Here is a 13,240-nt window from a genome sequence, read left to right on the forward strand (position 1 = left end):
AATAATCACCTCACAATTTAAGCACTATTTCATTATCTCTTACAAAATCAAACAAGTTATAATCCTGACTTTCACGAACAATAAGCACTATTAATACGTGTTAAGAGTATTATCCTAAGGGCTTGCGCGTCATAAATCTTGATTCAACGCTTTCAAAACCAAACTTTTCGTACAATTCATGCGCATCTCTGGTTACTAAAGAGCTCCTGATATTTTGGAACTCCGGGGTTTCAAGAATACATACTATTAGTTTCTTCCCCAGTCCTTTCCCCCTATGATTCCTATCTATATATACATCGCAAATCCAAACTATGGTTGAATAGTCAGACACGACCCGCGCAAAACCAACCAATTCTTCTTCATGATACACTCCATAACAAAATGAATTTATTATAGTTCTTTCAATAAGCTCTTTCGATCTATCCCTAGCCCAATAGCTATCCGACAAAAACTCCTTAACCCGCTCCGCCGAAAGCAAAGATTTATCAGTATTTATCATATAACCTTCAAATTCCCATTTCATTTTAAATCCCCCAATTATGTATCCACCCATGCCCTGCTTCCGTCCCCTAATTTAGAGGCGACATGGACCAAGCCCCCTATAATTACTCAAGCACTTAATTAAGATCGAAGCTGAATAAGGATAGTGTTAATTAATGATTGTATACTTTTCTAAAATACCATTAATTATTTCCCTATCTCCACAATTCACTTTCAACTTAATTTTTGGGTTATCTAGTTTGAAAAATTTATCAATTCTCTTTTGTTGTAGTGTAATTTCTAAAATACAATACTCTCCTTTTCTAAAAAATTCATTTTTATTATAACTTCTCCACCTATAGCTAATTACTTTATCCCAATTAAATAGGTAATCATTATAAAGTATTCCATTTTCATAAATTACATTTTGCTGCCATCCTCTATACAAATATACAAAATTGAGCAAGCAAGTGATCCAAAAATCTCAAGTAACATACGTACTAAATTATTTTTATAATGAACTATCGTAATAAGTTCGTTTAACATATTGTTTTCAACAAAATGCTTTCTTAAAATCTCCAAATATTCAACATCCAATAATTGAAAAATACTATTTATATAGCCTTTATTCAATAAATAATACAGCTTGTATGAACTATCAAAAAATAAGCTAAAAAATATGATTAATAATAACAACCATGCAAATCCATCTATAAAATTATATAAATTTCTATTTATCCTAATAATTTCTTCATTTTTTCTTTTTCTCTTATAAAATTGACTCATAAAAATTCGAGTAAAAATAAGAACATTAATTATAACAATGAAAAAAATAAGATAAGCTACTTTATCAATCATATAGAAAACCTTCTTCATTATTAATCATGACCTTTTTGAAATTTTCTCATTATTACTCTTCTTCGTCGTAAAAAGCCAAATACCTCCTAGATATTGTTAAATATTAAAGTATTCGTCACCAGTGTACTTTTGCGAGAAAGAGAGTCATCAAGACACAGAAAAGGGCTGTACAGTCTAGTCTTACTAGTTTGTACAGCCCTTTTTGTTGGCAAATTGCCTACTCTTCGGCACTTGCCACCTCATCTTCACTAAGCAAACCTTCTTCAAGGTTCGGCATATCCTCTAAGGAACGCAAGCCGAAATGAAGAAGGAATTGTTCAGTCGTAGCGTATAGGATGGGGCGCCCAGGACCGTCCTTACGACCTACGTCTTTTACTAGTCCCTTTTCCACTAAAGTCGCTAAAGCCCGATCGGATTGAACACCTCTGATGAAATCCACTTCTCCACGAGTCACCGGCTGTTTGTAAGCAATGATAGACAGCACTTCAAGTGCAGCATTGGAGAGGGCATGCGTTGGTTGTTTATAAAGAATTTCGACATAGCGGGCAACTTCTGGCTTAGTGCCTAATATATATCCCCCATTGATTTCAAGCAGTTTCAATCCACAGGAATCCACAGTATATCGGTTTTTCAGCACCAGCATCAGTTCTTCAACCTTCAATAGGTCCAACTCAAGAATCTCTCCAAGCACTTCAGACGTTAGCGGCTCTTTGGCTACAAACAACAAGGCTTCTAACGCCGCCGTTTCCGGTTCACGAAACAGCATTTTATCTACTCCTCTTCCGTGAATTCCCATGCTTTCGGCGTAGGAAATATCATAATATCACTCAGGACAGTCAGTTGTTCAGCGCGGACTTTTCCGGATTGCAGAAGTTCTAATAACGCAAGAAAGGAGACAACCATTTCCATTCGGGATCCGATCCGCATGAGCTGGTAAAAACGCATCCCTTTCGGATGGAGAAGAACCCGCCGCAAAACATCCGCAAGCATCACATCAATTGAGATCTCATCTGGTTGAACATGCTGGATTTCCTCCCCTTTTTCGGCACGTTCGATCACCCGACAAAACGCTTGCCAAAGATCATCGAAGCATACCCCCGTGAGAGGATCCTCAGGCTCAACATTTGCCAGTAACTCCTGCACGTCAACCTCACGGCAATAAGATCGTCCTGACGAGGTTTCTATCCCCTCTAACACTTGCGCCGCCTGCTTAAACGTCCGGTAAGCGAGTAAGCGTTCGACCAGTTCCTGACGTAAGTCTTCCTCTCCTACTTCACCTTGTTCAGTTTTTGGAGGTTTCGGCAAAAGTTCCCTTGATTTAATGTAAAGTAATTGGGCCGCGAGAACTAGAAATTCTGTAGTGAATTCCATGTCCATAGGCCCCATCTGGCGTACGGCTTCCACAAACTGGTCGGCAATACGCGCAATCGGGATATCATAAATATCAACTTTTTCTTGTTGAATAAGGGTCAACAGCAAATCAAGTGGACCGGTGTAAGCTGGTAGATCAACCTGGGGAATGGTTTGTTCGCTATCCATTTACAGGCCCATGACGCAGCGTACTTCTTTCATTGTCTCCGAGGCAGTTATCCGAGCACGTTCGGCGCCTTCTTCGAGGACCTTATCCACGCGACCAGGTTCCGCCCAATAATCTCGACGTTCTCTGAATGGGCTAATTAACTTCTCCAAGTTTTCCGCTAAATGTCGTTTACAAGCGACACAACCAACTTTTCCTGCGCGGCAATTTTCTTCAATTTCTGCGACTTCAGGTGTGTAAATCTGATGAAACTTAAACACAACGCATACTTCAGGATGACCGGGGTCATCTTTACGGAGCCGAGCCGGATCAGTCACCATTTGTTGGACTCTTGTTTTAAGCTCCTCAGGGGATGCCGTGAGGGATATTGCGTTATGGTAACTTTTACTCATCTTCCGCCCGTCAACTCCTGGCAAGAGAGGCACTTTCCCGACAAGATCTTTGGGTTCTGGAAATACCGTTCCGTAGAGATGATTAAAACGGCGTGCAACTTCGCGACAGAGCTCAACGTGTGGGAGCTGGTCTTCTCCAACCGGTACTACACTCGCTTTATACAGCAAAATGTCAGCTGCCATTAAAAGTGGATACCCTAAGAATCCGTACGTACCTAAGTCTTTTCCTTGTAGACTTAATTGTTGAATTTGATCTTTATAGGTAGGAACGCGTTCCAACCAAGACAACGGTGTAAACATAGAAAATAGCAAATGCAGTTCTGAGTGCTCTTTGACCTGGGATTGGACAAAGATAGCGCTTTTCTCAGGATCAATTCCCACACTTAACCAATCTAAAGTAATCTCTCGTCGTAGACTAGGATAGTCTAATCGGTCTTCATACCCTGTCGTCAAAGCATGTAGATCTACGATGGAAAAATAGCAATTATAGTTTTCTTGTAAGGCAACCCAGTTTTGGATTACACTTAGGTGTCCAATATGTAGAGCACCCGTAGGACGCATACCACTTAATATTCTTCCTTTCACGCTAACACCCCTTTTGATTATCATAGTAATCACTTAATATAATGTTTGTTAATTAACCTACATCAGATTGATTATGCAACACAGTTATCCTAAAAATGGGGTTAAAATCAACGTGATGATTGCCTGGTAGGCATAGGCAATCCCATATACAGCAGGAAAAAGAACTTTACCTAAAATATCTGTAAAGAGAAGAATGATTAAGATAAACATCCCATACTGCTCTATCACACGTAGCTGAGGAGTAAAGCGTTGAGGCAATACGCCTGCGAGAACGCCGAATCCATCAAGCGGAGGAATTGGTAACAGATTAAAGATCCCTAAACCTAGATTCATGAACAATGTCGCTTCAAACACATCTCCAATATAGATACTCCACTGTGATCCTTGAATAAAATGCATAGTCAAAATCCAAAGAAACATCACCACAAAGGCCACCAGTAAATTCATAATTGAACCGGCCAAAGAAACCATTATTTGCCCACGCCTTTTATCGCCTCTGTAGTATTGTGGGTTGGTCATCACTGGCTTAGCCCAACCGAAGCGGTATAAGAGGGCCATAAGGGTTCCAAAAAGATCTAAATGGGCGATAGGATTTAAAGTCAAGCGCCCTTGACTACGTGGGGTTGGGTCACCTAAACGGTCAGCGACCCAAGCATGAGCATACTCATGAAAGGCAAACCCAATCAGTAAGGCTGGAATATTAGCGATAATAGTCGGTAAATCAAAACCAAGCAAGTTCTTTAGCTCCTTTCTAACGGCGCAGAGTATTAACCCACTGTCGAACAATGCCCTTCTCTTCTTCTGCAGTACATATTCGACCTTCAAGCCATGCCATGCGCACTCGATCAAGAATTTCTCCTATGCCGGGCCCTTCTTTGATGCCCATCTCCAGAAGTGCTTTTCCATCTAAGGACATGTTAATCCTCTGACTGGCCTCCAACGCTTCCTCAATTAGCTTGCTAAATCGGCCATCCCGAGCTAAAACCATTACGACGCCCTTTGGGGCTTTATTTACCAATCGGTCAAGCTCGCTTAAAGTCAATGGTTCCTTTAAAGCCTCGCGCATACGAACAAAGGTCATGGTATCATCTCGAAGGGATTTGTTCAGGCATACTCGCTCGAGCAATTTACAGATTGCAATCGAGTCCATTTTAGAAAGAGCCATTAACCAACGCGTATTTAAGGACCAACTAGCACAGTCTTCTTGTTCCTCAAAGTCAAAATTCCAATCGTACTCCTTACCAAACCACGCCTTAAACAAGCCACTACTAATTAAGGCCCGACCCATCCCCAGATAGTTTATTTCTTTAAAAATAAGCAGAATTTCCTCAGTAAATCGTTCAACGCTGAGCTTGGAAAGAACGCCTGATTCTATCGCAGTATATAAAGCCTCTCGAGTTTCTTTGTCTAAATCAAATTGATAACGTTCGGAGAAACGTATAGCCCTTAGCATACGAGTTGGGTCATCTATAAAGCTAATATTATGTAAAAAACGAATTTTTCTTTGCTGTAAATCCCGTTTTCCGCCATAATAATCGACGAGTTCTCCATAATGCTCAGCATTCAAACAAATAGCCATAGAATTAATGGTAAAGTCCCGTCTAAACAAGTCATCACGCAAGCAGGATTCCTCTACTTGAGGAAGTGCTCCAGGGAAGGAATAATATTCCCAGCGCGTACTAGCTACGTCAAGATGACTCCCATCGGGAAAGATAATCTGGGCGGTCCCAAACTGTATGTGCTGGGTAAGTTTTCCGTCTGGCATGCGTTTCATCAATGCCGTTGCAAACTGACCACCGCTACCTTCGACAACAAAATCTAGGTCTTGAGTGGGGACAAATAGAAGCAAGTCTCTGACAAACCCTCCTACAAGATAAACGGAACACCCTTCTTCCTCTGCGGTATCTCGCACTGCTTCAAGGATCTTCCTTATTTCCTCTGGTAGGCCTGCTATTAAATCCAAAATATCCTGTCGCATCGCAACACTACGCTCTCGAACAAGTTGCGTTTCCATCGGAACTGAACCCCCATGAACGAGGCGCAAAACATCTGAGCGGGAAACGATTCCCACGAGATTTCCTTCTTCAACCACTGGGAGACGCCCAATATCATACTGGACCATCAAACGCTGGACCTCATCCCAAGGCGCCTCTACATCCACCGTAGTCACTTTCGTCGTCATAAAGCCTTTTACTGGTGCATGTCTCAGGCCGTGTTTAATGGCTTTATCAACATCACGACGGGAAATAATTCCCACCAAACACTTGTCAACAGTAACCGGGACACCGGTATGCCCATAACGCAGCAAGATTTGTTCAACCTCGCCAAGCAGTGTCTCCGGGGTCACAGTCTTAACTGGATAACTCATCATATCGCGCACCAAGTAAGGGCGTATCGCGCGGCTCTGGATCCCAATACGTAGTTGTTTCAACACTACCGATATTTCAGCGTCTTTAATGGTGGCAGAAGCAGCCCTGGCATGACCCGCCCCCCCAAATAACTGTACTATCCCATTGACAGGCAAACCTCTACCTCTCGAGCGACCCACGACGTATACCCGATTCTCCATTTTGACCAAGAGAAACCAAGTATCAGCGCTTTCAAGTTCCCCTACTCGATGAGCCAATAATGCAAGCCCGCCGACATACTCCACTGTTTCTGCATACGCTAGATACACTGGTAACCCGTCGAAGAATTCTGTCTGGCCGTGGTCAAGCAGTTCCTGTAATAGTTCTTTTTGTTCCTCTGCGAGCGGTCTCCGTAAATTTTCGGCAATAACCCCTAAATTCGCTCCTTGCCCCAATAAATAAGCCACAGCTTGAACATCTCGAACTGTGGTACTATCAAACAATAGGCTTCCAGTATCATCATAGATTCCAATAGCAATCAACGTTGCTTCAAAACTACTTAAGGGTAACCCAAGTGCTGCCAATTTCTCAACGAGAATTGTCGCACACGCTCCAACCGTTTCAATAACCATACCTTGTTTGAGTTCACCAGAATAGGGATGGTGGTCATAAATCTCCACCTGAACACTAGGAAGCTTAGCTAGCTTTTCTCCCAGCAAGCCCGCTCGGCGTAGTTCATGGGTATCTACTAAGATAATCCGCGAAACTTCGTCCACGTTAATGTCCTGAGCTTTGCGAAATCGCAATTGATCCTTCGATAGCGCCAAAAAATCTTGAACATAGACGTTAGGTTTTCCGTCCATGACCAACACGCTGTTTGGGTAAATTTTTTGGGCGGCCACCATCGACGCTAGAGCATCAAAATCGAGTTGGCGATGAGCCAAAATGATATCCATAACTACATCCTCAAATTCCTTATCAGCAGGATTTTTATAAATTATACCATCATATGCCTGTTTACAGCAACTTCAAAAAGATCGCCAAAAATGGGGAGAATTACACACTCCCCAAACTTCTCCTCATACTTTAAACTAATTTGCCTATTGAAGGCTGGTCTTCGAACGTTCTAAGCGAACCGAACCAGCAGCCATGGAAATATCTAAATCTATTTTTGTCAATGCATTAGCATACTGTGGACTTACCCAACTTTTATCGTCTAACAGTAATCCTGAGCCCATAAAATTTGTACTTGTGGCCACTCCGTTTAAACGAATGGTTATCCCAACATTTTCGGGGATGACCAACGTTAGTTTGGAAGCGCCACTATCAATTTTCCCACGGGTGGTAATTCCAGTGTCTCCAAATTCCATTTCGAAGTTACTTGCACCTGTACTGATTTTAAAATTATCAACCAAAAGGTTACTTAAATCCATCGTTCCGTTGATCGCTCCTGCAGCCACATCTAGGTCATAGTGTACCTTCCTAGATAAGTTAAGCTCTAAATCACTCCACTTAATGGGATCTGAATTTCTCCCAAATGCCGTGGATGACAATGTTACATCGAGGGTGTCTCCCGATTGCTGGGTACTTAAGTCCAATACTTCACGCCCAACGGCATCATTCTGTTTTGTGCCTTGATATTTTCCGGTCATAAGCTGAGGTTCACTGACTTCTGAATCAAGAGCTGTGACATACACCTTAGCTCCCCCCAATTGGAGGTCGACGCTCGCCTTTTTCACATCTGAAGGCAAGGGTACGTTTATTTGCTTAGATTCTGTCGTTCCAGTATGAAAAAAGTTATTCATTTGACCAGGTAAAGGCTTATCTCCCATAACCATAGAGTATCCCACCATGCTCAGAAGAAACACCAGCAAAACCGCACTGAGCGGAATTTTTCGGCTAAACAACAACCCTATTCCTGCTAAAATAAGAATTAGAGGCCATAGGTCCGCGACATGAAACCAGAAACTCCAAGATAAAATATCATAGTTAATCAGGAAAAAGATAACCCCAATCGCAATCAGGAGTAGCCCCCGGCTAATGGAAGTAAAAGCTGTTCTCATTTTCTTCCCCCCCGATAAATAATTGCAAGACCTATTAAGATAAGAAGGAGAGGCCACATTTTGCCCATATCAAACCAATAGGGAAAAAATCGTTCGAACAGGAAATACGCCCCTAATGCCACTAATATCCCACCCGCCATTTTCGAGCGATTTCCATGATTTTCTTGCATTTCGGGTTTCTCGTACTCCTTCTGCAAGTAAATACCCTTATCATTTACATCTGAGACCTTTCCATTGACAACCTCTCCCCTATCGTGGCCGCGATGATCTGTCTGCCCTCCTAGTTCAGCGGGATTCACTGGAACGATTACCCAAGCAGCCAAGTAGGCTAAGAAACCGACACCCCCTGCAAAGGTTGCAACTATCACAATGAGTCGTACCAAAGTGACATCGACACTGAAATAGTCAGCAAGTCCTCCACAAACCCCTCCGATCATCTTTTCTCGGCCCGAACGATATAATCTTTCTGTCATGTTCTTTTCCTCATTTCTAGATTAATTATTGTCTACACTCCTATTACGATAATGAGTGCTCAAATGTTTCAGATTAATATAAAGAAAACTCGGCTAGCGCCAAACCCAACAGGTGCCGACGGTAGCCTTAGTTGCACTTATGCTACCAGAAAGTATGTAACTGTAAGTTCTACTTTCTGCCTAGTACAAAAAAAAACATCAAACCCCTTTAGGTTTGATGTCCTCATTCAGCGAAAGCAGCTATCCTTAGATACTGGCGTTAATTTCTTCCGTTGCTTGCTCAATCTCCTCAGGGGACATTCCGTCTTTTCCCAGATTGAACTTAATTGCATCGGTCCAAAAAGCACATTTAGCGCTTATCTTCTTAAACGTTTTGGCAGTAGCTTTACTCTCTTTTGATCTAGCATCAGCATTAGACTGAACTATCGAACAGATATAGAGAGCTTTAAGACGATTTTCCCGATCAAGATCATTAAAAGTTTGGTTCAGTTCGGCAATAAGATCGCGATAATACTCCGAAAACTCTTCAAAAGGGATTTCAGTTTCCATTTTTAAGTATTCTTTTAATTTTTCTAGTAGCTTCTCCAATGTACACCCTCCAAAAAATTCAACCTTATAACAACTTATATATTGTATAACTGTTTAATCAAAAAGACAAGAGAATCTATTATTCAAGCCACTTTTTCTTCCAAAAATAGAGCACAACTATCAGGAAGATGGTAGCTGATAACCCATAAAAACCCCAGATGCCATAGGGGTGATGAATAAATGGCATGAACTCAAAATTCATACCAAAGTAGCCGGTAAGTAAAGTAATTGGTAAAATGATAGTCGCCACAAGTGTCAGTACTTTCATTATATCATTCGCCCGATTATCGACAGCTGCCTGATAGGCAGCTCTTAAACTCTCAATCATTTCATGTGTTTGGTGAGCATTATTGATTACGCGCTGCATCTCGAAATTTAACTCCTCTTGGAGATCTCCATACTCTGGTTTCTCAATATTCTTTAATCGTCCAAAAACACTTTGATGGGCATTTATAGATCGTTTTAAGCCCAGTACTTGACGGTGCAAAGAGATAATCTGTTTAAGCTGCCAGGCACGTGAATCTGTCAGAATTTGCTCTTCAATAACATCCATTTGATCTTCAATGCTTTCGAGTTGATTTTGATGATGTCGCAATACTCTGAGACCAAACGCGCATGCCAACTCCAGCGGGTTTGTCAGAATGCCGCGCCCTGCCCATTCGCTCAGGCGTTCCTGATCAGCCCCATTCCACCCTAGCAAAACACAAACTTTTGATGTTAGAAAACAACGAATCGGACGTTCATTCCGTTGCTCATCGATATCTCGAAAACACATATAATGCACATTCATGCTCAATCGTTCGAAACGAGGGTGAAAAGCCAAAGCACCTTCTTTAGCTGGCTCACTCAGTTCGACTGCGTCCCTCTCGCGTAAGCGTTCAATCCAATCCGATTGTTGTTCCAGGTGATCTGTCCATAAAAGCGGCACCTGGTCCCAGGCGTCAAGCCCCAATACAAAGAGCTTAAACCCATCCTCTACATCAGATTGCGGCTCACTTTCTCGGATTATTTTCATCCCCTGTGAGTTAATATAAAACGCTTCCATCCACCACATTCTCCTTCAATTAGGATACCAGCTTTTTGCAAGATTATGCTTTTTTATACTATATCATATTGTAGGTTCAATTAAGAGGGTCCACGAGAGACACATCTTCGGCCATGCGTTCATCCGGCTAAACGAAAGCTCATGCAAGCAGGCAAGGTTCCGGACAAATCGGACATCCTTATCCGGTTGCCGGCGGAACACATCCTTGGATTCCGCCCTCTTTTACGAAAAATGTTTAACGCCGATTTTGCCTACGACGTCCCGTAAGGCGTCGTAGTGTGAAATTGCGAACCCTCTGGACTTGGAATTCCTCGCGTTTTAGATTAGTCGATGTTACACTTTCTGCATACGACATACGATTCATTTTGACTTTGATACTGAAAGGAGATTTTTAGTACATGATTAAAGCCGCTATTTTTGATTTGGATGAGCTTATTATTGATTTAGAGAAAATTCATAAGGATGCAGAACGTCAAATTTGTTTAGATTATGGTCATTCCTTTGATGCCCTTTCCGAAGCACTCCGGTTAAACTCCTCAGGACTTCGTGAAAATGATATCCTAGAACGGATTAAGCAAGAATTAAAACTAACTGTTTCTTTACCAGAGATGATTCAAAGAAAACAAGCTCTTTTCGCTGACATGATGAACAAAGAAGTAATTGAGCCCATGCCGGGTGTCCTTGAAGCCATTAACTCTTTGCAGGCGCACGGTTACCTCTTGGCCCTAACCTCTTCAGGGTCCCGCCCCAGGGTAGAATTAGTTATCCAGAGAATAGGCCTTTGGGATGCCTTTGATATAACGATTTGTGGTGAAGACGTTCAACATGGCAAACCGAACCCTGAACCTTATCGCCTAACCGCAGAACGACTAAAAATTCTCCCGCACGAAGGAGTCGTTTTTGAAGACGCCAGTGTAGGGGTACAATCAGCCAAATCAGCAGGACTTTGGTGCATCGGCGTTCCTAATCCTGCCGCTGCAACCGTTCAAAACTTAAAACAAGCAGACCTCGTGCTCCCAGATTTTACTCATTTTTCCCTAGACATGATCCGAGAGACACCACCTCGACCATGCGAGCGACGTACCAAATAAGGGCTTTAAATCTTCATGAGATCGAGCAGAATTCATACCATATAAGCTGCTGTCCTTTTAGTTATGGACAGCAAGAAGGGACCTTGTCGAAGGTCCCTCACTTTCCCTCTTTCCTGCAACGCCTCCAAGCTCTACTTGTTTCCATGTGCGAGGTGGAACACGAAGTGTTCTGTCACTTCCCTATCTCAGGCAAACAACCGTTTTTCGTCCGTGTGTTTCTGTTCCAAGCCCGGGACGCAGTGCGACACGAGCGCGACATCTATTACGTAAGCAGTATAGCAAACTTCCGTGTAAGCGACCCCAAGTTCGGGGTTGAGCACAGGGATGTGCGAAGCCGCCAAGGATGGAGAATTTGGCGGAACACTCATTCGTGTTCCGCCCCGATCCCATCTAGGAGCTTACACGGTTAGTTTGCTCTGCGTCGTAGGCACCGAGCGCTGTGTCACACAAGTCTCCTAATTTTCAAAAAAGGTACTACTTGTCTTTCCCTCTTCGAAAAGCCGCTTAACTATAGCACGTGACTTCTGAGCATTAGCTTTCCAATAGCTAATATCGTTTTCTATGAGGAAATTACCTGGCAAGGTCTGGGATGCAATCTCTGGCTCTTGGTTACGAAGCAGATAATTCGTCATCCCCCATAATTGAGTTATTGAGAGGTTTGTTTCCACTGATTTAACGATTTGAGGAACAAGCCAAGGCAATTTAGGAATGGTCTTAACTTGCAGAAATTCCTTCCCTATTGCTTTAATGACTGCCTGTTGCCGCGCGGTCCTCGTTATATCCGCTAATGCATCTTGACGGAACCTTGCATATTGCAAAGCTTGTGCCCCGTTTAATCGTTGGGTCCCTTTCTTAAGATTAATTACACCGTCAGAGGAGTCTCCTGTGACATAATACATATTTTTTTCAACGTTGAGAGTTATTCCATCTAGTTTATCAATAATCGATTTAAATCCATTAAAATTTGTGATGACATACCCGTCAATGGACTGGCCTATTAAGTCTTCGATTAATGCGGTTGTTGTCTTAATTCCTTTACCAACTCGAGCAGCTGCATTTATTTTTTCCTTTCCATAGCCCGGTATGATGACTTGGGTGTCTCGTGGGATGGAAAGGAGGGCAACTTTACCGTTTGCGGTATTAACACTGGCTACTATGAGAGTATCAGTATTACTGAGCGTAGTATCACCAGGCCGACGATCTAGCCCGACTAATAAAACTGTAAAGCGTTCTCCTTTAAAGTTGGAAACAACCTCATGGTATGGCTCAAGCTGTTCTGGGTCTACAACAGAGTCATTTGAGTGTTCGATCGGCTCTTCTTCAATCGACTCTTCTTCGCTCGATTTTTCTTCGCTCGCATTCGTTTGTTCTTTTGATTCCTCCCTATTTTGGATCGAATGCTCAACAATATTTAAGATTGGCTTTTCTTCATTTCCTATTACTTGATTGACTAGGACGGCACCAAAGACTAAGCTAATTCCTAAAAACAGCCCCAGTAACATGGCTTTTTTGTAACCCTTTAATATCCCGAAAATTGCTCGGCCATAGGATTTAGTTTTCTGCATTCGAGTCCACTCCATTTCAAAGCTTTCTCTTTCTCTTTTCTTTCTCTTTAGCATCAATCATTCTACCTCTAAATATTCAATGCAAAATATGAAATATATAGAAAAAAACTGAAAGCTCTGTGGTCTAGAGGCTTTCTTATTATTGATCCTATTCGCGAGACAGCCACTTCTTGTAAGTGGCTGTAGTATCCCTTACTCTGCTTGGAGGAGTAGAC

14 protein-coding genes are annotated in these 13,240 nt (G+C 42.3%); 1 reads left to right on the top strand and 13 read right to left on the bottom strand.

All coding sequences use genetic code 11. From position 1 onward, the window contains the following. Positions 1 to 109: 109 nt before the first annotated feature. From E4K67_RS13650 to E4K67_RS13700, 11 genes are all read right to left on the bottom strand, one after another. Entirely contained in the window at positions 110 to 523 is a 414-nt protein-coding gene (locus E4K67_RS13650) for a GNAT family N-acetyltransferase (RefSeq protein ID WP_135547563.1), read from the bottom strand. Between the two features lie 377 nt (positions 524 to 900). Next, positions 901 to 1,338: a hypothetical protein gene (locus E4K67_RS13655; protein ID WP_135547565.1), complete on the bottom strand. Its 438-nt coding sequence runs from the start codon at positions 1,336 to 1,338 to the stop codon at positions 901 to 903. Between the two features lie 217 nt (positions 1,339 to 1,555). Next, positions 1,556 to 2,104, bottom strand: coding sequence for an SMC-Scp complex subunit ScpB (scpB, locus tag E4K67_RS13660; RefSeq protein WP_135547567.1), 549 nt, complete (start codon positions 2,102 to 2,104; stop codon positions 1,556 to 1,558). A 5-nt stretch (positions 2,105 to 2,109) separates the two neighbouring features. Beyond that, positions 2,110 to 2,877, bottom strand: a complete 768-nt coding sequence (locus E4K67_RS13665) for a segregation and condensation protein A (protein WP_135547569.1) — start codon at positions 2,875 to 2,877, stop codon at positions 2,110 to 2,112. Further along, on the bottom strand, positions 2,878 to 3,852 hold the full coding sequence (trpS, locus tag E4K67_RS13670; protein ID WP_135547571.1) for a tryptophan--tRNA ligase: 975 nt from the start codon (positions 3,850 to 3,852) through the stop codon (positions 2,878 to 2,880). 84 nt (positions 3,853 to 3,936) lie between these two features. Further along, positions 3,937 to 4,587 (bottom strand): site-2 protease family protein, encoded by a 651-nt coding sequence (locus E4K67_RS13675; RefSeq protein ID WP_135547573.1) that lies wholly within the window; start codon positions 4,585 to 4,587, stop codon positions 3,937 to 3,939. Between the two features lie 16 nt (positions 4,588 to 4,603). Further along, the gene (locus E4K67_RS13680; RefSeq protein WP_135547575.1) at positions 4,604 to 7,156 is read right to left on the bottom strand and encodes a CBS domain-containing protein; all 2,553 of its coding nucleotides are present in this window, start codon (positions 7,154 to 7,156) and stop codon (positions 4,604 to 4,606) included. A gap of 144 nt (positions 7,157 to 7,300) precedes the next feature. Further along, positions 7,301 to 8,263 (bottom strand): LiaI-LiaF-like domain-containing protein, encoded by a 963-nt coding sequence (locus E4K67_RS13685; RefSeq protein WP_135547577.1) that lies wholly within the window; start codon positions 8,261 to 8,263, stop codon positions 7,301 to 7,303. Then, positions 8,260 to 8,736: a PspC domain-containing protein gene (locus E4K67_RS13690; RefSeq protein ID WP_135547579.1), complete on the bottom strand. Its 477-nt coding sequence runs from the start codon at positions 8,734 to 8,736 to the stop codon at positions 8,260 to 8,262. Before E4K67_RS13690 ends, E4K67_RS13685 begins: the two co-directional genes overlap by 4 nt. 246 nt (positions 8,737 to 8,982) lie before the next feature. Next, positions 8,983 to 9,324 carry a hypothetical protein gene (locus tag E4K67_RS13695; protein ID WP_135547581.1) on the bottom strand — a complete coding sequence of 114 codons (342 nt, stop codon included), beginning with the start codon at positions 9,322 to 9,324 and terminating at the stop codon, positions 8,983 to 8,985. A 79-nt stretch (positions 9,325 to 9,403) separates the two neighbouring features. Then, a complete protein-coding gene (locus tag E4K67_RS13700; protein WP_158408475.1) occupies positions 9,404 to 10,369 on the bottom strand; it encodes a CorA family divalent cation transporter in 966 nt (321 codons plus the stop codon). A 398-nt stretch (positions 10,370 to 10,767) separates the two neighbouring features. Here E4K67_RS13700 and E4K67_RS13705 point away from each other — a divergent pair, with 398 nt between their 5' ends. Continuing rightward, positions 10,768 to 11,460 (top strand): HAD family hydrolase, encoded by a 693-nt coding sequence (locus E4K67_RS13705; RefSeq protein ID WP_135547585.1) that lies wholly within the window; start codon positions 10,768 to 10,770, stop codon positions 11,458 to 11,460. Between the two features lie 185 nt (positions 11,461 to 11,645). Here the strand turns inward: E4K67_RS13705 and E4K67_RS13710 are convergent, their stop codons facing one another. Together E4K67_RS13710 and E4K67_RS13715 are read right to left on the bottom strand one after the other, a co-directional pair. Beyond that, positions 11,646 to 11,828, bottom strand: coding sequence for a hypothetical protein (locus E4K67_RS13710; protein ID WP_135547587.1), 183 nt, complete (start codon positions 11,826 to 11,828; stop codon positions 11,646 to 11,648). A gap of 87 nt (positions 11,829 to 11,915) precedes the next feature. Further along, positions 11,916 to 13,025, bottom strand: a complete 1,110-nt coding sequence (locus E4K67_RS13715) for an LCP family protein (protein ID WP_243454463.1) — start codon at positions 13,023 to 13,025, stop codon at positions 11,916 to 11,918. Between the last annotated feature and the right edge of the window lie 215 nt (positions 13,026 to 13,240).

Source organism: Desulfosporosinus fructosivorans, from assembly GCF_004766045.1.
GTDB classification, from domain to species: Bacteria; Bacillota; Desulfitobacteriia; order Desulfitobacteriales; family Desulfitobacteriaceae; genus Desulfosporosinus; species Desulfosporosinus fructosivorans.